At 66.1% G+C, this 23,125-nt stretch carries 20 protein-coding genes; 11 read left to right on the forward strand and 9 right to left on the reverse strand.

All coding sequences use genetic code 11. From position 1 onward, the window contains the following. Window positions 1–142: 142 nt before the first annotated feature. The 3 genes from xacF to MUH00_RS09565 all read left to right on the forward strand — a co-directional run bounded on the left by xacF (window position 143) and on the right by MUH00_RS09565 (window position 4,940). A complete protein-coding gene (gene xacF / locus MUH00_RS09555) occupies window positions 143–1,582 on the forward strand; it encodes a 2,5-dioxovalerate dehydrogenase (protein WP_247003872.1) in 1,440 nt (479 codons plus the stop codon). Window positions 1,583–1,701: 119 nt separating this feature from the next. Then, window positions 1,702–4,035 (forward strand): glycoside hydrolase family 3 N-terminal domain-containing protein, encoded by a 2,334-nt coding sequence (locus MUH00_RS09560; protein ID WP_247003873.1) that lies wholly within the window; start codon window positions 1,702–1,704, stop codon window positions 4,033–4,035. After that, window positions 4,032–4,940: a HEAT repeat domain-containing protein gene (locus MUH00_RS09565; RefSeq protein WP_247003874.1), complete on the forward strand. Its 909-nt coding sequence runs from the start codon at window positions 4,032–4,034 to the stop codon at window positions 4,938–4,940. The genes MUH00_RS09560 and MUH00_RS09565 overlap by 4 nt, the downstream gene beginning before the upstream one ends. Before the next feature lie 55 nt (window positions 4,941–4,995). Here MUH00_RS09565 and MUH00_RS09570 read toward each other — a convergent pair whose 3' ends face one another. Together MUH00_RS09570 and MUH00_RS09575 are read right to left on the reverse strand one after the other, a co-directional pair. After that, entirely contained in the window at window positions 4,996–5,229 is a 234-nt protein-coding gene (locus MUH00_RS09570) for a hypothetical protein (RefSeq protein WP_247003876.1), read from the reverse strand. A 130-nt stretch (window positions 5,230–5,359) separates the two neighbouring features. After that, a complete protein-coding gene (locus tag MUH00_RS09575) occupies window positions 5,360–7,429 on the reverse strand; it encodes an alpha-glucuronidase family glycosyl hydrolase (protein WP_247003878.1) in 2,070 nt (689 codons plus the stop codon). 257 nt (window positions 7,430–7,686) lie between these two features. Here MUH00_RS09575 and MUH00_RS09580 point away from each other — a divergent pair, with 257 nt between their 5' ends. From MUH00_RS09580 to MUH00_RS09610, 7 genes are all read left to right on the forward strand, one after another. Continuing rightward, entirely contained in the window at window positions 7,687–9,360 is a 1,674-nt protein-coding gene (locus tag MUH00_RS09580) for an ABC transporter substrate-binding protein (RefSeq protein ID WP_345780925.1), read from the forward strand. Between the two features lie 33 nt (window positions 9,361–9,393). Further along, window positions 9,394–10,389 (forward strand): ABC transporter permease, encoded by a 996-nt coding sequence (locus MUH00_RS09585; RefSeq protein ID WP_247003882.1) that lies wholly within the window; start codon window positions 9,394–9,396, stop codon window positions 10,387–10,389. Further along, a complete protein-coding gene (locus MUH00_RS09590; RefSeq protein WP_247003884.1) occupies window positions 10,379–11,395 on the forward strand; it encodes an ABC transporter permease in 1,017 nt (338 codons plus the stop codon). The genes MUH00_RS09585 and MUH00_RS09590 overlap by 11 nt, the downstream gene beginning before the upstream one ends. Beyond that, on the forward strand, window positions 11,395–13,617 hold the full coding sequence (locus tag MUH00_RS09595) for an ABC transporter ATP-binding protein (RefSeq protein ID WP_247003886.1): 2,223 nt from the start codon (window positions 11,395–11,397) through the stop codon (window positions 13,615–13,617). The genes MUH00_RS09590 and MUH00_RS09595 overlap by 1 nt, the downstream gene beginning before the upstream one ends. Window positions 13,618–13,714: 97 nt before the next feature. Further along, on the forward strand, window positions 13,715–14,080 hold the full coding sequence (locus MUH00_RS09600) for a hypothetical protein (protein ID WP_247003888.1): 366 nt from the start codon (window positions 13,715–13,717) through the stop codon (window positions 14,078–14,080). A gap of 197 nt (window positions 14,081–14,277) precedes the next feature. After that, on the forward strand, window positions 14,278–15,354 hold the full coding sequence (gfo6, locus tag MUH00_RS09605; RefSeq protein ID WP_247003889.1) for a D-xylose 1-dehydrogenase Gfo6: 1,077 nt from the start codon (window positions 14,278–14,280) through the stop codon (window positions 15,352–15,354). A gap of 705 nt (window positions 15,355–16,059) precedes the next feature. Then, window positions 16,060–16,821: an IclR family transcriptional regulator gene (locus MUH00_RS09610; RefSeq protein WP_247003891.1), complete on the forward strand. Its 762-nt coding sequence runs from the start codon at window positions 16,060–16,062 to the stop codon at window positions 16,819–16,821. Between the two features lie 784 nt (window positions 16,822–17,605). Here the strand turns inward: MUH00_RS09610 and MUH00_RS09615 are convergent. The 7 genes from MUH00_RS09615 to MUH00_RS09645 all read right to left on the reverse strand — a co-directional run bounded on the left by MUH00_RS09615 (window position 17,606) and on the right by MUH00_RS09645 (window position 21,835). Beyond that, window positions 17,606–17,914 (reverse strand): DUF7521 family protein, encoded by a 309-nt coding sequence (locus MUH00_RS09615; protein ID WP_247003892.1) that lies wholly within the window; start codon window positions 17,912–17,914, stop codon window positions 17,606–17,608. Next, a complete protein-coding gene (locus MUH00_RS09620; RefSeq protein ID WP_247003894.1) occupies window positions 17,911–18,303 on the reverse strand; it encodes a DUF7521 family protein in 393 nt (130 codons plus the stop codon). The genes MUH00_RS09615 and MUH00_RS09620 overlap by 4 nt, the downstream gene beginning before the upstream one ends. Before the next feature lies 1 nt (window position 18,304). Continuing rightward, on the reverse strand, window positions 18,305–18,670 hold the full coding sequence (locus MUH00_RS09625) for a helix-turn-helix domain-containing protein (RefSeq protein ID WP_247003895.1): 366 nt from the start codon (window positions 18,668–18,670) through the stop codon (window positions 18,305–18,307). A 333-nt stretch (window positions 18,671–19,003) separates the two neighbouring features. After that, window positions 19,004–20,245, reverse strand: a complete 1,242-nt coding sequence (locus MUH00_RS09630; RefSeq protein WP_247003896.1) for an AGE family epimerase/isomerase — start codon at window positions 20,243–20,245, stop codon at window positions 19,004–19,006. A gap of 113 nt (window positions 20,246–20,358) precedes the next feature. Continuing rightward, window positions 20,359–20,715: a hypothetical protein gene (locus MUH00_RS09635; RefSeq protein ID WP_247003940.1), complete on the reverse strand. Its 357-nt coding sequence runs from the start codon at window positions 20,713–20,715 to the stop codon at window positions 20,359–20,361. 290 nt (window positions 20,716–21,005) lie between these two features. Next, window positions 21,006–21,284 carry a PadR family transcriptional regulator gene (locus MUH00_RS09640; protein ID WP_247003897.1) on the reverse strand — a complete coding sequence of 93 codons (279 nt, stop codon included), beginning with the start codon at window positions 21,282–21,284 and terminating at the stop codon, window positions 21,006–21,008. A 356-nt stretch (window positions 21,285–21,640) separates the two neighbouring features. Next, window positions 21,641–21,835: a cold-shock protein gene (locus MUH00_RS09645; protein ID WP_247003898.1), complete on the reverse strand. Its 195-nt coding sequence runs from the start codon at window positions 21,833–21,835 to the stop codon at window positions 21,641–21,643. Window positions 21,836–22,371: 536 nt separating this feature from the next. Between MUH00_RS09645 and MUH00_RS09650 the strand changes: the two genes are divergently transcribed. Further along, complete coding sequence (locus tag MUH00_RS09650; protein WP_247003899.1) at window positions 22,372–23,088, forward strand: queuosine precursor transporter; 717 nt, start codon at window positions 22,372–22,374, stop codon at window positions 23,086–23,088. The last annotated feature ends 37 nt before the right edge of the window (window positions 23,089–23,125 follow it).

Raw genomic sequence — 23,125 nt, forward strand, 5'->3', positions numbered from 1 at the left:
TTTTGCGGACCATCGAAGTGAGCGTCCCCAGTACGGTCCGGGCGAGTTCGGCGACGGCGACCGTTCGATCCGCGGATCGGTTCCGCGACGGAAACTTCGGAACGGCAAGAATTATGGGCGGACGGGACGACGGCTACACTGTATGTCCGACCAGCGGTTGAACTTCATTGGCGGCGAGTGGACCGAATCGCAGACCGGAGAGACGTTCGAGACGATCGACCCCGCGAATCCCGGGGAGGTCATCGCGACCTACCCGCGGTCCAACGCTGAGGACACCGAACGGGCCATCGAGGCGGCCGCCGAGGCCAGCGACGAGTGGGCCGCGACGCCCGGCCCCGAGCGCGGTCGCGTCCTCACGAAGACCGGCTCCCTGCTTGATCAGCGCGCGGACGAGCTGACCGAACTGCTCGTCCGCGAGGAGGGCAAGACCCGAAGCGAGGCCGGCGGCGAGGTACAACGGGCCATCGACATCTTCCACTACTACGGCTCGAAGGCCAGCGACCTCGGCGGCACGGTCAAAAGCTCCAGCGCCCGCGACACGAACCTCTACACGAAAACCGAACCCCTCGGCGTCGCCGGCCTGATCACGCCGTGGAACTACCCGATCGCCATCCCGGCCTGGAAGATCGCACCGGCCCTGGCCGCCGGCAACGCGGTCGTCATCAAGCCCGCCTCGCTCGCGCCCGGCGTCGTCCACGAGATCGCCGACGCGCTCGCGGAGGCCGGCCTCCCCGACGGCGTCTGCAACGTCGTCACAGGTCCCGGCAGCGAGGTCGGCAGCACCATCGCGGGCCACGAGGACGTCGACGCCGTCTCCTTCACCGGCAGCACCGCGGTCGGCAACACCGTCTACGACACCGCGACCGAGGACGGCAAGCGCGTCCAGCTCGAGATGGGCGGGAAGAACCCGACGGTCGTCGGCGCCAGTGCGGACGTCGAGGAGGCGGCCGACATCGTCGCCAACGGCGCCTTCGGCGTGACCGGCCAGGCCTGTACCGCCTGCTCCCGAGCCATCGTCCACGAGGAACTTTACGAGGAGTTCGTCGACGCCGTCGTCGATCGGGCCGCGGCCATCGAGCACGGCCACGGCCTCGACGATCCGGACATGGGCCCCCACGTCAGCGAGTCCGAGCTCGAGAGCACGCTGGAGTACGTCGGAATCGCCGAGGACGAGGGCGCTACCCTCGAACACGGCGGATCCGCGCTCGATCGAGAGGGGTACTTCGTCGAGCCCACGGTCTTCTCGGACGTCGACCCCGAGATGACCCTCGCGCAGGAGGAAGTCTTCGGGCCGGTGCTCGCCGTCATCCCCGTTAGCGACTTCGACGAGGGCGTCCGCGTCGCCAACGACGTCGATTACGGGCTCTCGGCCAGCGTCGTCACGGACGACCACACCGAGGCCAACCGCTTCGTCGAGGAGATCGAAGCCGGCGTCGTGAAGGTCAACGAGAAGACGACCGGGCTCGAACTCCACGTCCCCTTCGGCGGGATGAAGGCCTCCTCGAGCGAGACCTACCGCGAGCAGGGCGACGCGGCCCTCGACTTCTACACGATCAGCAAGACGGTCTACGACAACTACTGACGGCCCGACGGCCCCGGAGACGGGAACCGATCGACGCCGATTTTCGGACGCCGAACCGACCGTGCCCGACGAGCCGCCAGTCCGAATCATTAAGATGTTGGATTGAGAGGGTCACGGTGATGCAAACCAGTCCGGACCGCGGCGTCGTCGGGACGTCCGCCGAGCGCCGCGTCGAGGGGCTCCTCGACGAGATGACGATCGAGGAGAAGGTCGCACAGCTCGGTTCGGTGAACGCCGACAAACTCCTGGACGACGACGGCGAACTCGACGAAGAGGCCGTGAGGGCCCACCTCTCCACGGGGATCGGCCATCTGACCCGGATCGGCGGCGAAGGGGGCCTCTCTCCGCGGGAGGCGGCCGAACGGATCAACGAACTCCAGTCGTTCCTCGCGACGGAGACGCGTCTCGGGATCCCCGCGATCCCGCACGAGGAGTGTCTCAGCGGCTACATGGGTCCGGAGGGGACGACGTTCCCGCAGATGATCGGGATGGCGAGCACGTGGTCGCCCGACCTCCTCGCGGCGGTCACTGGCACCGTTCGCGACCAGCTCGAGGCCATCGGAACCGCGCACGCGCTTTCCCCGGTCCTCGACGTCGCTCGCGACCTCCGGTGGGGACGCGTCGAGGAGACGTTCGGCGAGGACCCCTACCTGGTCGCGGCGATGGCGTGCAGCTACGTCGAGGGGCTCCAGGGGGACGGCGACGGCGTCTCGGCGACGCTCAAGCACTTCGTCGGCCACGGCGCCGGCGAGGGCGGGAAGAACCGCAGTTCCGTCAACCTCGGCCGACGAGAGCTCCGCGAGACTCACATGTTCCCCTTCGAGGCGGCCGTCCGAACGGCGAACGCCGAGTCGGTCATGAACGCCTATCACGACGTCGACGGGGTCCCGTGCGCCAGCGACGAGTGGCTCCTGACCGACGTACTCCGCGGCGAATGGGGGTTCGACGGGACCGTCGTCTCGGACTACTACAGCGTCGAGTTCCTCCGAAGCGAACACGGCGTCGCCGCGGACGAGCGGGAGGCGGGCGTCGCGGCCGTCGAAGCCGGGATCGACGTCGAACTTCCCTCCACCGACTGCTACGGCGACCATCTCGCCGAGGCCGTCGCGGACGGAGAACTCGCCGAGGAGACGATCGACGAGGCGGTTCGCCGCGTCCTCCGCGCGAAGGCCCGGAAGGGCCTCCTCGACGACTCGACGGTCGATCCCGACGCGGCGACGGCCCCGTTCGGAACCGACGAGGCGAGGGAACTCGCTGAACGCGCCGCCCGCGAATCGATGACGCTGCTGAAAAACGACGATGAGCTACTCCCACTCGTCGGCGAGGAGACGGACGTGGTCGCGGTGATCGGTCCGAAAGCCGACGACGCCCAGGAACTCATGGGCGACTACGCCTACCCCGCCCACTACCCCGAGGAGGAGGTCGAACTCGACGCGACGACGCCGCTCGACGCCGTCCGCGAGCGGGCCGACGAGTACGGATTCGACGTGCGCTACGAACGGGGGTGTACGACGACCGGACCCGAGACGGACGGATTCGACGCGGCCGCGGGCGCCGCCGCGGACGCCGACGTCGCGATCGCGTTCGTCGGCGCTCGCTCTGCGGTCGACTTCTCGGATTCCGACAAGGAGCGGATCAACAAGCCGAGCGTCGCCACCAGCGGCGAGGGCTGTGACGTGGTCGACCTCGGTCTCCCCGGCGTCCAGCGCGACCTCGTCGAGCGACTCCACGAGACCGGGACTCCGGTCGCGGTCGTCGTCGTGAGCGGAAAACCCCACTCGATCGAGTGGATCGCGGAGGAAGTCCCGGCCGTCGTGCAGGCGTGGCTCCCCGGCGAACGCGGCGGCGAGGGCGTCGCCGCCGTTCTGTTCGGCGAACACAACCCCGCCGGCCACCTCCCCGTCTCCGTCCCGCGCACCGTCGGCCAGCTTCCGATCCACTACAATCGGAAACCCAACACCGCGAACGAGGAGTACGTCTACACCGAAAGCGACCCGCTCTACCCCTTCGGCCACGGACTGAGCTACACCGAGTTCGAGTACGGCGACCTCTCGCTGTCGACCGAGGAACTTCCCCCCGCCGGCGCGATCGCTGCGACGGTCACCGTCGAAAACGTCGGCGACGTCGCGGGTACCGACGTCGTCCAGCTGTACGCGAGCGCCGAGAATCCCGACCTGGCGCGGCCGGTTCAGGAACTCGTCGGGTTCGAACGCGTCTCCCTCGAGCCGGGCGAGGCGAAGCGCGTCACGTTCGAGGTAGACGCCTCGCAACTGGCCTACCACGACCGGAACGTCGACCTGGTCGTGGAGGAGGGCCCCTACGAGTTTCGGATCGGCCGCTCGGCCGCCGACGTGGTCTCGACCGCGTCCGTCGAGGTGACCGGAACGAAAACGGTGCCGAGCACCGGTCGAACGTACTTCGCGGAGACGGACGTCGAGTATACCGACCCATGACGACGGATTCACCGGAGCCGCTCGACGGAGTCGCCCCCGAGTCGGTGTCGCCCGGCGACGTCGACGACGCGGAGATCCGCGCCGCCCTTTCCTCGTCGAACCCGCTGGTCCGGCAGCGAGGCGCGGCGGTCTGTGAAACGCTCGCCGCGGAGGCCGTCGACGCCGTGCGTCCGTTCTTCGACGACATCGCCTCGCTCGCCGCCGACGACAGCATCGCGGTCGTGTTGCGCGCGATCGCCGTCCTCCAGACCGTCGCCGAGCGCGACCCGGGAGCGCTCGAGGGGCGGCTGGAGGGGCTCGTCGACGCGGTCGAAACCGACATCGCGGACGTGCAACTGACCGGTGCGCGCGCGCTCGGAACGATCGTCGTGGCCCGCCCCGCGCTCGTCGCGCCGCACGCGCGGCGGTTGATCGCGGCGGTTCGAGCCACCGAACTCGATCCGGACGTGTCCGACTTCGGCGACGTGGTGGACGACGAGGTGACCCGGCGCACCCTCCAAGACCACGAGGAAGAAGAGCGCACCCGGTGGATCGCCGGCCGTCGGACGCTGGTCAACGTTGTCGTCGCCGTCGCCGAAGCGGCGCCGCGGTCGACGGCCGACGCCGTCCCGGACCTCGTGGCGCTGCTGGACGACGCGGACCCGATCGTTACCGGCGGTGCCGTCGACGCCCTCGGCGAACTGGCGGCGACGAACCCGGACGCCGTCGCCCCGGCGCGGGATCCCCTGATCGACTGTCTCGACCACGATCAGGTCGTCGTTCGTGCGCGTGCGATTCGTGCGCTCGGCCACCTCGGGGACGACGCGGCCGTGTCGAAACTGCGGGCGGTAGCCGCGGCTGACCCGAACGGGGACGTCCGGGAACTCGCGAGCGACACCGCGGACTTTCTGGCGGACGCGTCGTAGTTCGACGCGCGGCCCCTCGATCGCTTCGTCGCGCGATTCGACGCAGAGAGCGGGGTCAGTCGTCCATCTCGCGTTTCGTGGTGTACCAGTACAGCGCGCTGAACGTGACGAACCCGACGGCCACTAGCACGACGTCGATGACGAGGATCGGAAACGCCTTGTCGCCGGGTTCGACGAACGGGATCGCGAGCGCGAGCATGAGCCCCGACGCGATCAGCAGGGCGAGAACGACCTTCATCTGCTCGCGCTGTGCGGCGACGAGGTCGAGCAGCGCGGACGTTTTCGACATGGTGTGTGGGTGGTGAACGCACCTGAAAAATCTACCGGTGGATCGACTGCCGTGACCGACGACGGTCCCGTCGGCTGCTTTCTCGGCGGTGGACGAGAGGTATCGGATCGGTTCGTCGGGACGGCCGACGCTACTTCTCTTGCACGCGCCCGCGCTCGTCAGGAATGCCGGAGCGGTCTCGGAAGTACGCGGTGAGCACGTCGCGCCACCGCTCGGCCTGCGCGACCTGCTCGTCGAACCGATCGGCGACGTGGCGGTACCGCCGCTCGTCCACGCACCCTTCGAGGCTGCGCCAGCGGTCGCGGAGCCGTTCGACCTCCTCGACGCCCGCGAAGCAGTTGTCGTAGAGCCGCTGGATCACGGTCGTCCCGTCAGCGAGTTCGTGATCCCAGGGGAGGTGGTGGAAGAAGAGGAGGAGTTCCTCGGGACACGTCTCGACGGCGCCGTAGCGCTCGGCGATCGGGTCGGGGTACTGGGCGACGTAGCCGCTCCCGCTCTCGGTCCGATCGACGCCGATCCCGTCCTCGCTCGCGCCGTGGTAGCCGGGCCACTCCTCGGGCGACGGGTAGTAGTGGTTCTCGAGGTACTCCTCGCCGTTGTGCATCATGTGCATCAGGCCGAGGCCGCCGGTCTGGTAGTCGATACAGGCCGTCCACGAGTCGCGGAGGATCTCCACGACCGTCTCGACGACGGTCTCGTCCGCGCCGAACGTCTGCCGGACCCACTCGTCGGTGATCGTCTCGGCCGACAGGTCGGGGTCCCAGGCCGTCCGCCCGAAGGCGTAGAGGTTTGCCTGGGCGAGGTAGTGGCCGGTCCAGTTGTAGTCCTCGCCGACGTTGCCGACGCCGACGACGCCCTGTCCCGGGCCGCGCAGGAGGGACTTCACCGGCGTCCCCTCGCCGTCGGCGCGGGTGTCGAACTCGAGGGTCTCCTTCCACATCGGGAGGTGGTAGGTCGCGTGGACGCCCTGGCCCGTGTACTCCTGGGCGAGCTGGAGCTCGAGTCCGAGGTTCGTCTCCGGCATCGCGCCGAACAGCGTCGACGCGGGCTCGCGGGGCTGGAAGTCGATCGGGCCGTTCTTGATCTGGACGGTGACGTTGTCGGCGAAGTCGCCGTCCAGCGGTTCGAACGTGTCGTAGGCCTGTACCGCCCGGTCCTCGTGGGTGCCGTAGACGAACGCCCGCCACCAGACGCGGCCGCCGTGGGGCTCGAGCGCCGCCGCGATCGCGTTCGCGCCGTCTACGTGATCCCGGTCGTAGTCGTAGGGCCCGGGCTGGCCCTCCGAGTCGGCCTTGACGAGGAAGCCGCCGAAGTCCGGCACGAGGTCGTAGATCTCGTCGGCCTTCCGCCGCCACCACGCTTTGACGCCCTCGTCGAGCGGGTCGGCGGTGTCGAGGTCGCCGACCAGCATCGGCGACGCGAAGTTGACCGAGAGGTACGTCCGGATCCCGTACCGCCGGAACAGCGACGCGAGCCCGGTGAAGTCCTCGAGCCGCCGTGACTCGAGCAGTTGCCACCCCTCGAAGGCGTCGAACGCGCCGTTCGCGCTCTCGCGGGGCGGCTTCGTCGTGTTGACGTTGTTGAGGACGATCCCGTCGATTCCGACCGAGGCCAGCAGCCGGGCGTAAGCCTCGTACCGCGGCCGGAGATCGGGCAGTCGCTCCCAGTCGAAGATCGACTCGCCGCCGTAGCCGCGCTCGACCGATCGGCGGAAGGGCGTATCCCACTGGTTGAGCAGCCGGTTCTCGTACGTCGGCTCCTCGCGGACGTCGAGGTCGTCGATCGGTTCGCCGAGGGCCAGTAGTCGGAGGAGGTGGAACGTCCCGTACACCAGGCCCCGATCGGTGGCGGCGGTCACGACGAGACAGTCCGCGTCGTTCCAGGTGACCGACCGGAGGAGGTAGCCGCCGTCCGCGAGGTCAGCGACGTCGTCGACCGGCACCGACTCGGCGATCATCGCCATGTCGTCCGGCGTGCCGACGGCCAGGAACCCGTCGACCGTCGTCGGCGGGTGCTGCCAGAGGTGCGGGTCCACCCCCAGCAGGCCGGGCAGCGCCCGCCGGAGTTCGTCCCGGACCGCGGCGCACTCGGGGGCCTTCTCGGCCACGTACGCGTGTCTACACCGCCGCCGGTACGAGGCGCGCCGATCGTCGTTCGCAACGCGCTCGTACCGAAGCCAGCAGTCGTCGTACTGATTCATCGAGATTCGATCGAGTCGTCGGCGGCGATCGGTAAAACGATAATGGTCGATCGCGCTCGGATCGGTCGGACCGGGGACCGACCAGGGTGCCGATAGTCGGTATTGTGCCACGTCGTCGCCTGTACCGCGCGTCGGCGGGACATCCGTCACTGAGATCACACATCATAATATTTATTACCAACTATGATTATCTATCCCATGTCATGGTATCTGATAGCAGTCCGTGCGACTACAGCGATGTGCTCAGTCGCCGGGAGATGCTGACGGTGGCGGGTGTGTCCGGTGTCGCGGCCCTGGCCGGCTGTGCCGGCGGCAGCGAATCGGGTGGGGCGACCTACGTCAACGCGTACACCGGGAATCCGGCCGACCTTCACTTCAACACGTCGGCGATCCAGAACTACGCGTGGCCCGCGGGCCGAGCGGTGTTCGCGCCGTTCATGAAGTACTCGTTCACGACGAAGGAGTTCCTGTACGGGGCGCTCGACGATCTTCAGGTCGACGGCGAGGAAGTCACGCTCACCTTCCGCGACGATCTGACGTGGGACGACGGGGACGAGTGGACGACAGATGACTTGGACGTCCAACTTCAACTGGCCGAGATGACCGGCAGTTCGCTGTGGGGGTATCTCGACGACTACGAGATCGTCGACAAGAAGACCGCCCGCCTGCACCTCTCCGGGCCGACGAACTCACAGATCATCAAGTTCGAACTCACGAACTTCTTCGTGGACACGAAGATGGATACCCACGAGCAGTGGCTCGACAAGGACGTATCGGAGTTCCTCCGGTGGGCGTGGGAGGATCCCGTCGCCAGCGGGATGTTCTCGTTCGTGAGCAAGGACCAACAGGCGTTCGAGTTCGAGCCGAACCCGGAGTTCTACAACGCCGACAACGTCAACATAGAGACGCTCCTGATCGAGAGCTACGGGGGGAACACCGCGCAGCACCAGGCGCTGATGACGGGGACGGAAATCGACGCGTCGACGAGCCTGTTCGCACCGCCGGACATCGTCGAACAGTTCCCGGACCACGTCGTCGAGGTCGGGATCCCAGCCAAGTGGGGGTACGGCATCGTGTTCAACCACGACGATCCCCACTTCGGGCAGCGTGAGGTGCGACAGGCGGTCGCACACGTCATCAACCGTCAGAACCTCGTCGACAACGCCGGCAAACGGTCGAAGTTCGTGACCCCGACGCCCTGCGGCATCGCGCCGCACGATCAGGAGTACTGGCTCGACGACTGGATGGACGACTTCGAGACCTACGGCGCCGACGCCAGTCAGACGGAGGAGGCGGCCGAACTGCTCGAGTCGGTCGGCTACTCCAGGGAGAACGGCACCTGGCAGGACGGCGACGGGAACACGATCGGCGGGGAGTACTACTCGCCCGCGGGCTGGACGGACTGGACGACGATGACCAATACCGTTCGCGACCAGCTGAACGAGTTCGGGTTCGACTTCTCGGTCAGCACGAAGCCGACGAACGACTGGTTCAGTCACTACTCCGACAGCAACTTCGCGATGGGGAGTCTCTACTGGTTGCCCGGCGGCTCGCGGTCGTCGTTCCCGTACTTCCCGCTTCGCTACCAGCTGTGGGAGGAAGAGATCGGCGGCGGCCACAATTACCGAGAGAAGGCCCAGTCTGAACAGACGATCCCCGACAGGGACGGTGGGGAGATGACGCTCACCCCGCTCGACGTGGTCGACGAAATCGCGCGCCAACCCGACGACGATGCGGCGCGGCCGTACGTCCAGCAGGCGGCCTGGCACAACCACATCGAACTGCCGTTCCTCGGGCTCGTCTCCAAGTACGAGCAGTCCTGGTTGACGAACGACGAGTGGACGGTCGCCGCCGAGGACAGCCCCAACCGACAGGTGAAGTGGCCGCAGTTCTGGTGGGCCCACGAGGGCGAATTACAGTACGACGGATAGGCTCGCGACACGAGTGTTCCTCCATCACCATACATGAATTATTACCTCAAACGGACGCTACAAATCCCGGCGACTATCTTCGCGGTGGCGACGCTCACCTTCGGCCTGATCCGACTGCTTCCGGGCGGCCCGTTCACGCAGTTGCGACTCGAGCTGCTCCGACAGGGCATCCCGGCCGAGCAGGTCGATGCACGCATCGAAGCGCTGCAGAACATCAGGCCGGACGCGCCGCTCTGGCAGCAGTACATCGACTACATGATCGGCGTCGTCCAGTTGGATTTCGGTCAGTCGATCTCGCTCAACGAACCCGTCATCGACGTGCTGGCTCGAGCGCTCCCCTGGACCGTCTTTCTCGTCGTGACGTCCACGGTGTTGATGTTCGTCATCGGCGTGGCGATCGGCGCGCTTCAGGCGTACTGGGAGGGATCGCGATTCGATCGGATCACCTCGGGCGGCTCGATCTTCCTGATGGCGGTGCCGTACTACATCTTCGCGGTGATCTTCCTGTTCGTGCTGGGGTACAACTGGCTGTTCCCGACCGGCAACGCCGTCGCTCGGGGCGTCGACGCCTCGCTCAGCCTCGCGTACGTCTCGAGCGTGCTCCACCACGCGGCGTTGCCGATCCTGGCGTTCACGCTCGGCGGGATCGGTTCGACGGCGCTCAACATGCGCGGGAACGGGATCCAGGTGCTCGGCGCGGAGTACGTCGAGGTCGCCAGACTACGCGGGCTCTCGAACGGGCGCATCGCCACCCGGTACGTCGCCAAGAACGCCATCCTTCCGATGTACACGGGGTTGCTCCTGTTGATCGGGTTCCGGCTGGGCGGCACCGTCGTGCTCGAGGAGATCTTCTCGTACCCCGGGCTCGGATACTACATGATCAAGGCGGTGCACGCGAACGACTACCCGCTGATGATGGGGTGTTTCCTCGTCATCACGATGACGCTCGTCGTCGGGGTCTACATCGCCGACCTGACGTACGGACTGATCGATCCGCGCATCAGCGCGGGGGGGTCGGATGAGTACTGAACCGGACTCCGCCGAGGGGATCGACTGGCGCTCGGAGACGTCGAACGTCGAGATGAGTCGCCGCGATCGGCTGAACGAACTGTACGAGCAGAAGATCCGCGTTCCCGCCCTCGTCGCGTGGTCGGACGGACGGACCCGTGTGGGTATCCTCATACTGAGCGTCTACCTCTTCATGGCGCTGGTAGACGTACTCGGCCTCTGGCGCGACGCCAGCACGAACCAGGCGGAGGTGGCTCTCCTCCAGCCGTTCGAGAACATGCAGTATCCGCTCGGGACGACCAGGTCGGGCGTCGATCTGCTGGCCCTGATCATCGATTCGACCCCGTTCATCCTGCTGATGGTGCTCGCGGGCGGGGTGTGGGCGACCGCCCTCGCAGTCGCGGTCGGCACCGTCTCGGGATACAAGGGCGGCACGGTCGACGCCGTCATCACGGCGATCTCGGACTTCTTCATGGCGATTCCGGGCCTGCCGCTCGTCATCGTCCTGGCGATCGCGCTCAGCCCGGAGAACCCGATCATGCTCGGCGTCGTCCTGACGATCAACTACTGGGCCGGGCTCGGCCGCTCGATACGGTCGCAGGTCCTCTCGATACGGGAGGCGAGCTACGTCGAGGCGTCCCGAACGATGGGAACGAGCACGCCCCGAATAATCGTCAAGGACGTGCTGCCGAATCTCATGCCGTACGTGATGGTCAACTTCGTGCTCGCCGCACGGTACACGATCTTCGCGTCCGTCGGGCTGTACTTCATCGGCGTCCTGCCGCACTCGGGACAGAACTGGGGCGTCACGCTGAACAACGCGTACAATCAGGGCGGTCTGTTCTCCACGCAGGCGCTCCACTGGCTCCTCGTCCCGATCGTCGCCATCGTCGGGCTGGCCTTCGGACTCATCCTGTTGAGTCAGGGAATGGACCGGATCTTCAACCCGCGGGTTCGAACCCGCCTCACCGGCGAGTCCGAATCGATCGCCGAGGAAGAGGACGCGACGACCACGGAGATGATATAATGGCTACCGATAGCGCACCCAGCGATCGAATCGAATCGCAGGAGACCGTCGAGGACCCCGTCTTCGAGATTCGCAACACGAGCGTCACCTACAACGACGGCGAGACGCGCGTTCTCGAGGACGTCAACGTCAACATCGAGCGCCACGAGGTCCTCGGCATCGTCGGCGAGAGCGGGAGCGGGAAGTCGATGTTCGCCTCCGCGCTGCTCGACGCCGTTCCCGACCCCGGCGTCCTCACCGGAGACATCCGGTACCACCCGCCGGACGGGGCGCCGATCGACCTGCTGGAACTGAGCGACGAGGAGCTCCGCCGGTTCCGCTGGGAGGAGGTGTCGATGGTGTTCCAGGGCGCGATGAGCTCGTTCAACCCGACGATGAAGATCGGTGCCCACTTCGAGGAGACGCTCAAGGCCCACGACAAGCGCGTCTCGGAGGGGCTCGAGTTCGCCCGCGAACTCTTAGAGAACCTCTACCTCGAACCGGAGCGGGTGCTCGACGCGTACCCCCACGAACTGTCGGGCGGGATGCAACAGCGGGCGCTGATCGCGTTGAGCCTGGTCCTGGACCCGGAGGTCCTGGTGATGGACGAACCGACGGCCGCGCTCGACCTGCTGATGCAGCGGTCGATCCTGATGCTGCTCGACGAACTGCAACGCGAGTACGACCTGACGATCGTCTTCATCACCCACGACCTGCCGCTGGTCGCGTCGCTCGCCGATCGGATGGCCATCATCTACGCGTTCCAATTCGCCGAGATCGGGCCGCGCGACGAGATCATCGGGAACTCGGCCCATCCCTACACCCGGAAGCTGTTGAACGCGACGCCGAACGTCGACGCGCCGCTTTCGGAGATGCAGCCGATCGAAGGCGAGGGTCCCGCGCCGGTGAGCGTTCCGACCGGCTGCCGGTTCGAACCGCGGTGTCCGCTCGCGACCGAAGCGTGCCGGACGACCGATCCGCCGCTAGCCGCGGTCGGCCGGGACCGCACCACGCACCGGGCCGCGTGCCACCATTGGGAGACCGCCCGCGAGGAGATCCGGCTCAACTTCGGCGAGACGAGCGACGACGTCGAGCGCGTCTCCCCCGCCGATCCGTCGAATTCGACGGCGGGCACGCGGGTCGAGCGGACGAGCGAGCCGCCGCTTCTGTCGCTCGACGACGTCGAGGTCCACTTCACCGAGGAGCAGGGATTGATCGAACGGTTCACCGCGGACCCGACGGTCGTCCGCGCGGTCGACGGCATCTCGCTCGACATCCACGAGCAGGATCTGGTCTGCCTCCTCGGCGAGAGCGGCTGCGGCAAGACGACGCTCGGGAAGACGCTGATCGGACTCCAGCGGCCGACCGGCGGCTCGATCGAGTATCGTGGCCAGGACATCTGGGAGGCGAAAGACAGCGGCGGCGAAATACCGTACGACGAGATCCGGTCGGCGCTGCAGATCATCCATCAGGATCCAGGGAGCGCGCTCAACCCCAACCGACGCATCGCCGACATCCTCTCGGAGTCGCTCAGGCACACCCACCCGAACATCGGCCAGAACGAGCGCCGGCGGCGGATGCACTCCTTGCTCGAACGGATCGGCATGGCTCCGGCGGAGGAGTTCCTCGATCGGTACCCCCACCAGCTCTCGGGCGGCGAGCAACAGCGCGTCGCGCTCGCCCGCGCCCTGCTGATGAATCCGGACGCGATCCTCGCCGACGAGGCCATCAGCGCGGTCGACGTCTCGTTGCGCATCGAGATCATGGACCTGATGTTGGAACTCCAGTCGGAGTTCGAAACCTCGTTCCTCTTCGTCTCCCACGACCTCTCGAACGCGCGCTACTTCGCCGAGCACGGCGACGGGCGCATCGCCGTCATGTACTTAGGCGAGATCGTGGAGATCGGCTCCGCCGAGCGCCTCATCCACGATCCCCGCCACCCGTACACCGAGGTGCTCCGGTGGGCGACGCCCGATCTGGACCTCGATTCGATGGAGGCAGGCGACCCGCCGCTCAGAGAGGTCGACGTTCCTGACCCGGTCGATCCACCGTCCGGGTGCCGGTTCCACACGCGCTGTCCCGTCGCCCGCGAGGCGTGTCGCGAACAGCACCCGGCGCTCCGGGAGATCGACGGCGGTGACGGGAAAGCCGCGTGCTTCCGCGAGGATCCGGCGCACGAGTACTGGGACAGCGAACCGCTAGAGGGCGCCGTCGAACGGCCCGAAGAGCTCGAACGGAACTGACCCGCACCGTCCGTTTTCGCGGTCGATCGTCGCCCCACGGTTTTCGACCCCGGAATCGACGACAGCGTTATTATCCGAGCGACTGTACTCCGGATCGATGACACGATACACGCCGGAGTGCGCGAACGGGACGCTCGTTCTCGTCGGCGAGGACGATCGGATCGAGATCGGCGCCGTCGACGACGTCGTGGCTGCGATCGGGGACGAGACGCACTCGATCGAGTACGACCGGGACCAGCGGCGGCAGCCGTGGCTGGACGCCGACGACGGGGTGCTCGAGATCGACGTCCGCGAGGCGGTGACGACGCTTCCTCACACCGAAAAGCTGGTTTCGGAGCTTCGCGAGTACGACATGGACACGGATCGGTACGGGCTCCCCAGGCGGACCGTCGAGTTCGCCGATCGGTTCGTCGACATCCTCGAACGGCAGGGGACATCCGCGCCGGCCGACGCCGAGCGGTAGCGATCGCCGTCGCGGTTCGACCGACTCGGCCGGTTCGCCGATCCGATCGGGGATCGCACCGGACCACGCTCGACGATGACGTGGGCCGGCCGCGATCGATCCGAGAACGCCCGCCGACTCGCCCGGACGCCTGCCAGCTGGTATCGTCACGCACGGCTATCGATCACTTTTTATCAGGCGAAGAAATAGTTCGCCGCATGTTCGACTGGATCGATACGTACGACGACAGGACCTGGCAAACCACCGAGGAGGGGACCGTCAGCTACGCCCTGATCGGCCTGGGCTGGTGGACGATCGACGTCGCGCTCCCGGCGATCAACGCCTCGGACCTCGGGGAGGTGACGGTTCTGGTCAGCAGTTCGGCCGAGAAGGCCGAGCGCATAGCCGAGGAACACGGCGTCGCCCGCGGAATCGGCTACGACGAGTTTCACGAGGGCGCCGCGAGTGACCAGTACGACGCCGTCTACATCGGGACGCCGAACGCCTTCCACCTCGAGTACACCGAGACCGCGGCCGAACTGGACAAGGCCGTTCTCTGCGAGAAGCCGATGGAGAGGACCGTCGAACGCGCCGAAACGCTCGTCGAGACGTGCGAAGCGGCCGACGTCCCGTTGATGATCGCTTACCGGATGCACACCGATCCGGCGATCCAGCGAGCGCGCGAGCTGATCGCCGACGGCTTCCTCGGCGAGCCGGTCTCGGTCTACGGGCACAACAGCCAGCCGCTCCTCGAGATGATTCCCGATCCGAACCAGTGGCGTCTCGATCCCGATCGAACCGGCTACGGCACGTCGGTGATGGATCTAGGGATCTACTCGATTAACACGGCGCGGTTCCTCCTCCGGCGCGAACCCGTGACCGTCCACTCGAACATGGTCTCGAACCACGAGGCGTTCGCCGACGTCCCCGACGAGTGTGCGTCTTCGGTGTTCCGCTTCGAGGACGGCGTCCAGATGGTCTCGACATCCAGCCAGAACGCCCACAACGACACGCACCTCAAGATCACGGGCACGGAGGGGCAGATTGATCTCCGGCCGGCGTTCCACGGGGAGTGTTCGCTACACCTGTCGCGGGGCGACGTCTCGGTGACGGTCGAGCACGAGTCGTTCGACGCCGAAGCGGAGATGAGGGAGGAGTTCGACTACTTCGCGGATCGGCTCCTCGGCGGCGGCGAGATCTACCCCGACGGACGCCACGGCATTCGGGACATGCGGATCATCGAAGCCGTTCACGAGTCCGCCGAGCGGGGAGAGCCGGTCTCGATCGAGGAGTGATCGCGACGGCGCCGACAGCGGGTGCATTCCGCCGGAGCACCGTCGCTGCGCCGCCGCTCGGAGCGACGATGTACCAACGGGCCGGTGCGATCATCGTGCACGTACTACACATGGTATTCTGTATTAGAGAACGCCGTTCAGCACTGATCGATGCCATTTCCGAATACGTGACCGGCGTCGGCAGAACGGACTGTTTTCGTTTTCGAACGCGCGCGCGGCGCGAGGTTCCGACGACCCCCTTCTCTCCGGCGATTCTGCCCGCGGATTCGTCGGATCTCGGCCTTACACCCATACAGCTGTAAAGACGATCGGCTGTCAAGTTCCGGTTCCGCCGTCGTCGCGCGCGGAACACGTACGCCTCGGTACGCCGACGGAAAGCGCCCCGTTCGGTTGCGCTGCGGCGTCGAACGCTCGATGGCGTTGTCCTGTGGGCGGCGATCCACACAGGTACCGTTAATCCTGTAACACAGAACAACATTCTGTATAACAGAACAAAGATGCGTCAGTAGTGTCCTTCGCGGTAGCTTCGGTGTTAGATCCCAACCCCGAACCGTCGATCGGTTCTCGCTTTTGCGGCCCGTTTTCGACGGTTTTTGCGAGAAAAGCCGGACGATCGTTCTGCATCGATCGGCGTTATTCTGTCCCAGCGAACGCAATTCCCTCGATCAGAACAAGTTATATGTGACCCCGCGCCAAACGCGGCGTATGGCAGACCCGAAATACCCCGTGCGAACCATCGGCCGGACGTTCGAGATCCTCGAGGTCATCCGGGAACTCGACGGGGCCGGCGTCTCGGAGATCGCGGCCCGCGTCGATATCGGAAAGAGCGCCGTCCACAACCATCTGACGACGCTAGAGACCTACGAGTACGTCGACAAGGACGGCGACGAGTACCACATCGGCCTGTCGTTTCTCGGACTCGGCGCGTACGCGCGAAACCGGACGCCGATCTACGACACCGCCCAGTCACAGGTCGACGATCTCGCCGACGAAACGGGCGAGCTGGCGAACTTGCTCGTCGAGAAGAACGGCGAAGGGATATACCTCTATCAGGCGAAAGGGGAAAACGCGGTCGAACTCGACACGCACGAGGGGAAACGCGTTCGGCTGCACTGTACGGCGCTCGGCAAAGCGATTCTCGCGTTCCGCTCGGAGGCGGAGGTCGACGAGATCGTCTCCGAGCACGGTCTGCCGGCGCTTACCAGCCAGACGATCACCGACCGCGACGCGTTCGACGCCGAACTCGAGGAGATTCGCGAGCAACGGTACGCGATCGATCGGGAGGAACGGCTCAACGGGCTCCGGTGCATCGCGGCGCCGATCACCGACGATTCGGACCGGAGCGTCGCCGCTATCAGCGTCGCCTGTCCGGTCCATCGGGTCGGCGACGAACGGTTCTACGAGGAGCTTCCGGAGGCGGTGCTGGGCGCGGCGAACGTGATCGAACTCGAGTACAACTACTCCTGAGCGGCCGGGCGCCGTCGCGCCGACGGAAATATTCGGGTCTCCGACGGGGGCGATTTCCATCCGATCGCCGACGCACGCGTTCCGATACCCGTTTCGGGCGCGCTGCTGTCGGTTGGTGCCGCCGATATCGAACGAGTGATGGAGATTCTTCTCAGAATTTTAGCATAGATCCAAAATGGTACGTTCGTCGTTCTGAATTCTAGAATAGGCGTTCGATACCGCTTCTTCTCCCGTGCCGTTCGCCGCGATAGCCGTCGCCGTCGCGACGGTGCGCGGCGATCGGTCTGCGGCGTCGACGAGAAACGCGGCGTCTTCGCCGTCGCGGTTTTCCGGCGTTCGTCGGAGCAACCGCCAATGAGCCGGGCTCGCGTCGGACCCTGGCTGACGCGGAGACGCTCATTCGGATTCGGGCCGACTGCCTTCACCGGCCCGCCGATCGCGACGGTCGCCGATCGGCGGGGAACCGGATCGCAATCTTGCCGAACATGGTCGGACTCGCCGAGCTGTCGTCGGCACGCTGTCGGTCGGCCGCTCGCGTCCGATTCGGCAGATCGGTCCTGACCGAGGTCGATCCCTCCAGTGCAGAACAATATCTAGAAACCGATGCTTCGTCAAAACAGTAGAAACTAAGACGTAACGATTCGCGCGGCATCCGCTCGTGCTCCGCAACGGAACTCGTCGAGATCGTCCCTCGCGGATTTCCCGCCGAAAACCCGCGACGGCGATCGCCGACCGGAGGGCCGATCGCGCGTGATTGCGTACGGACCGATCCCATCATCGGAATTCACGCCCTCGTGAGGGCGTAGAGGACCGCGATCACGCCGCCGAGGTGCGCGAGCGTTACGAGGAGGAGGATCTCCGCGTCGGTCGCCGTCGTGAGACGAAGCAACGCGCCGTTCACCGCGACGGGGATTGCGGTGAGAAGGAGAATTCCGACGGCGAGATACAGCATCGGAGGACTTCGGTTGCGCCGGTAACCCCGGTAGGCGAGCCCGGCGACGAGGAGCCCGACGACCGCGGTCGCTCCCGCCGAGATCGCTATCAGTTCACCGCCGGTAGTAGCGGTCCAGAGCAGGTGGGGTGCGGGTATCATGAGGACTCCTCCGAGCGTTCCGCGTCGGGATTCCGGTCACCGCGCCGTTTCGAGCGCGGGCGCCGCCCGGGTCTCGAGGCGCCGTAGATGGCGTACAGCATCGCCGCCAGTCCGACCAGTTTGCTTGCGTTCGCAACCGCCGATCGGATCCCGGGCGGAGAACCGAGGTTCGTGAGGACGAACTGGAGGACGATCGGGCCGGTCGTGAGAAGCACCAGGCCGATCGCGAGGTACAGGCGAGCGGGGTCTCGATTCCGTCGGTAGCCGCGGATCACGAGAGAGGCGACGATCAGCGACAGGACGGCGGTGACGAGTAATCCGAGCAGCGTGAGTACGACGACGATTGGCGACCCGCCGGACGTCGTCTGAAGGTTGGTAAGCGTGAGCATGTTATCGGAGCCCCTCGAAGAGGTCGGTGAACCGGTCGGCCGCGTTTTCCTCCCGGTAGGCGATGTCCAGTTTGAACTCGCCGTCTTCCAGTTCGATTTCGATTCGGTCGAGTCGCGCCGTGTACGTGCTGTAGTGGTGTCCGTCCCTGTCGAGCTGGAGACGTTCTTCCAGGAGCTCGTACTCCTGCAGCCGTTCGATCCGGCGGTAGATCGTAGAGACGGACGCGTCGCAGGCCTCGCTGAGCTCGGGTGCGGACAGCTCCTGATCGCTCGTCTGAACGAGTATCGCGTGCGCGTACTCGTCCTCGAGAAGCCCGCCGATCGCCCGAACGTCGCTTCCCTCGCTCTCGTCGTCCCCATCGCTCATCCGTATCGACTACTGTAACGTCCGCGCGAGGGGAGATCCCAACCCGATCGATACGACTCGTCCTCTCATCCGTTTGCTAGGCGTGGGCGCGGGAGCGACATAAAGGAGCGGACACGGTCGCTCGCTCGGCGACCGTGGCCTGCGGGTTAACAGGGTCCCGTAAGCGATCGGTTGATTGCGACGCGAACGGACGCGCTGGGCTCCGGATTCAAAACCGTTCGTACCAGTTCTGATCGTTCCGATACAAGTCGACGAACCTGGAGATTCCCTCTCGGATCCCGTTGCCGGCTCGTCCCCAGCACTCGTTCGCCGGATCGAGCACCGGACTCCGTTTCAGCGGTCGTCGCCGTCGATCCGGTTCGCGTTCGAGACGGCGTCGGCGGACCGCCAGCTCTCGTACCACGCGCTCACCGGGTGGTAATCCGGCTCGACCCCCGGCGGATCGGGCGCGATCGGTTCGTTCCCGTCCTGGGGAGACGTTCGCTTTTCGTACCAGAGGCCGGCGGGGCCGTGGTACCGTTCGGCGCGCGAGACGAATCGGCGGTGTCGCGAGCGGAACCGATCGCTCGCGGCCGTGTCCCCGCGGACGGTCGCTCGTTCGGCCAGCGCCGCCGCCGCGCCGATCGCCTCGGCGAGCGCCCACCCGTATCGGTCGGGAACGATGGGATCCCCGCCCGCGTCGACGGTGTACGCGAACCCGTCTCCCGTCCACCCGAGGTCGATCGCCGCGTCGAACAGCTCGACGGCTCGCGCGTACCACTCCCGGTCGGCTTCCCCGGATTCGGCGCCGTCGTAGCGATCCAGCAGGGCGAGGAATTTGGCCCACTCGGCGTGGTGACCCGGCTGGTACCCCGGCGGACGGAACTGGTGGCGGGGCCGGTCCTCGTTGTACTCGAAGTCGTGTTCCCAGTCCGCGGCGTAGTGTTCCCAGAGCAGCCCGTCGGTTTCCGCCGCGAGATCGACGGTGAGGCGGGTCGCGATCGTCCGCGCCAGCTCGAGAAACCGCGCCTCGCCGGTCGCCTCGTAGGCCGCGAGGTACGCCTCGCAGGCGTGCATGTTCGCGTTCTGCCCGCGGTAGGGCTCCCGCTCCGTCCAGTCGGGATCGCAGTCGCTCCGGAGCAGGCCCGTCTCGTCGCGGAACCGGCGATCGAGCAGATCGGCCGCGTCGCGCAGCGCGGATTCGGCGCCGTCGATCCCGGCCGCCGTCGCCCGCGCGTACGCGAGGAGGACGAACGCGTGGCCGTACGCCGATCGCGTTCGATCGATCGGATCGCCGCGCTGGTCGACGACGAGGCGGTACCCCTCACCGTCGGCCGCTCGGTGGGCGTCCCGGAGGAACGCGAGCCCGTGTTCGGCGGCGTCGAGACACCAGTCGGGGCCGTCGACCGTCGCGCCGACGGCGAAGTTCGCGATCGATCGGCAGGTCGCCACCAGGTGTCGGCGATCGTCCGTGTACGGCTCGCTCGTCGCCGGGTGGAGCAGGCGGAATCCGCGGTCGGCCAGCGCATCGGGATACTGGAGTCTGAGGGTCGCGAGCAGCCGCGATCGGTAGGCGTCCGGTGAGTGCTCGTCCATGGGCGAATCTGGGGCCGGCGTCACTTGGCTGCGTTGAAGTGGGCGCCGAGCCGTTCGGCCCGCTCTCGGTTCGCGTCGAGTCCGAATCGTCGATCCGGCGTCGGCGGGGCGGATCAGGTTTCGGCCGCGATCCAGGCGCGGAACCGCTCGGCCGCGACTTCGGCGACCGCCGCGGCGATGCGTGACGGCGAGCCGGAGAGGTCCCAGACGTACTCTCCGGTGCGGGTGACGGCGACCCACTCGACGTATCCGTTCCGATCGAGTTCCACGAGGAGGGCTTCGAAGACGCCGTCGTCGAGGGACACGCCGAGCGAGCGCTCGATAGCCGCGGCGAGTTGGGACGTCGTGGCGACGACGCGTCGATCGAAGTCGGTAGTCGGCTCCGCGTCAGCGGCGGTATCGGTCTCGGCGGCGGCCGGAAGCGCGGTCGGCGAGGGCGGTGCGAGTGGAGACGGCGGTCGATCGGGCATGACTGTCACGCTGGCTCTGTCGCTGGCCGTTGTAAATTTGGTGGTACTCGCCGAGAAGGAGCGGAGAGACCGTCAGGCGGGTTCGACGGGCACGGATCACAACGGGGTGCCGTGCAGCGAGATCCGATCGGGGCCGTATCGGCTACTCGGCCGACACGTGCGACCGGACGTCCCGCGCTGCTCTCGTCGGCGTTCGTCGCGCCGGCGGATTCGGGCACCGCCTTCGGCGCGATCGGGTCGCACGATCGGACGTCGTGCGGCGCCGGCGCTCCGAGGGGTCAAACGGTTCGTTACAGGTCGTCGAGGTACTGTTCTTCCCACTCTCGACGCTGTTCGATCGACTGACGCCCGCTGTCGCTGATTGCGTAGTAGTTCGTCCGTCGATCGAGTTGTCCCTTCTCGACCAGCTCCTTGTTGACGAGCGTGTCGAGGTTGGGGTACAGTCGACCGTGATTGATGTCACTTGTGTAATACGATTCGATCTCTTCTTTCACGTCTTGGCCGGATGGCTGATCGGCCCCGGCGATGACGTACAGGAGATCTCGCTGAAACCCGGTCAGATCGTCCATGTTTCACCCATGCGTTCACACCAGTAGACTGACTGTTTGTTATCAATACCGTATCGGCGGGTTTGATACTGGTTTCGAGGCGTTCATCGGCGAAACGTCGGGTATCGCAGCCCCTATGGATCGTAGTACTCGATTACGGCCGCTGCCGAACACGGCGACGTTCCCTCCGATTTTCGCATCCTCGCCCGTACGAGACCATCGTGTAGTCGCGTTAGCGTCCGGTGACCGTAGATAATGGTGACGATATACCGATCGCAGGAATTCGGCGACTGTCGCCGCCGTACGTGTCACCGGCCGATGAATTACCGAAAAGTGATAATCGAAACTGAACCCGGTACCGAACGTGAGAAGCCGTTTTACAGGCGGTTGACGTTGGTGGCGCGGGGGCCCTTGGGGGCCTGTTCGATGTCGAATTCGATCTCTGTGCCTTCTTCGAGGTCCGGACCGCCAACGTCTTCCATGTGGAAGAATACGTCATCGTCCGCGTCGTCCGTCGAAATGAAACCGTAACCGCCTGTGTCGTTGAAGAAATCAACGTTGCCTTTCGCCATTGCAAGTGAACGAACTTCCGCGACACGTATAACAGTTGTGTTATAGTTTTCATCTCGAAACGGAAATAATACCTGAGGAAACCGACCTTCTACCGGTTGATTCTCAAAACGTCGCTCGGATCGGTACTTCTATCGCGGCGATAATACGGCGATCACGGCGCCGAAATGTCTCGAACCTGACCGACTCGAAACCGACGAAACGGACCGTTCGATCGCTGTGCGGGTGACGCGGCGGCCCGATCGGTCTCGGTGACAGCGCCGGTGAACGACCGTGGCCCGCCAGTCACTGACTGCCCGTTCGTCCAGATCACGCCGGCTCGATTCCGAGCGGGTCGGATCCGAGCGCCGTCGGTTCGCGCCGATTTTCCGCCGGTCAGCGTCGATCGAGACCGACCGCAGTCGACCGCGGTCGGAGTCGACCGCGACCGGCCGTCCCTCTCGATCACCCTCGAAGAATCGGACGAGAATCGGTACCGCACACCGTGATCACCCGCGAATAGCACCGCTTAGGTGGATCCGCCGAATAGATCGGTCCCATGACACAGCATCGCGCTACGCCCACCGTCGCGCAGGTCACGTTGATCGGGTTCTTCGTGGCGGCGCTGGTGACGGCGCAATTGACTGCATCGAAGGTGCTCGCGTTCGAACTCCCCGTCGCGCTCCCGATCGCGGGCGCGGAACTCGTGCTGCCGGGGGCGGCGCTGGCCTACGCGCTCACGTTCCTCGCGAGCGACTGTTACACCGAGTTGTACGGCAAGCGGGCGGCCCAGATCGTCGTCAACGTCGGCTTCGTGCTGAACTTCGTCGTCCTGGCGCTCGTCTGGTCAACGATCGCCGCGCCGGCGGCCGATCCCGACGTCGCAGCCGAGTTCGCCACGGTGCTCGGAGCGTCGACGAACATCGTCGTCGGCAGTCTGCTGGCGTACGTCGTCAGCCAGAACTGGGACGTCTTCGTCTTCCACCGCATTCGCGACCGCACCGGCGCCGAGAAACTCTGGCTCCGGAACATCGGCTCTACGGCGAGCAGCCAGGCGATCGACACCATCATCTTCGTCGCGATCGGGTTCGCCGTCGCGCCGGCGGTCCTCGGGGTCGGCGACGTGCTCCCGGTCCCCGTTCTCCTCTCGCTGATCGTTGGCCAGTACCTGTTGAAACTCGCGATCGCCGTGCTCGACACGCCGGTCGTCTACGCCGTCGTCGCGCTCGTCCGATCGCGACGCGCGGCCGCGGGCGAGGACCGGGCGGCAGCCTGACCGGATCGCAGACGTTACGACCTGTTTATACGATCGT

Origin of the sequence: Halosolutus gelatinilyticus (genome assembly GCF_023028105.1) — an archaeon.
In the GTDB taxonomy this organism is placed as follows: Archaea; Halobacteriota; Halobacteria; order Halobacteriales; family Natrialbaceae; genus Halosolutus; species Halosolutus gelatinilyticus.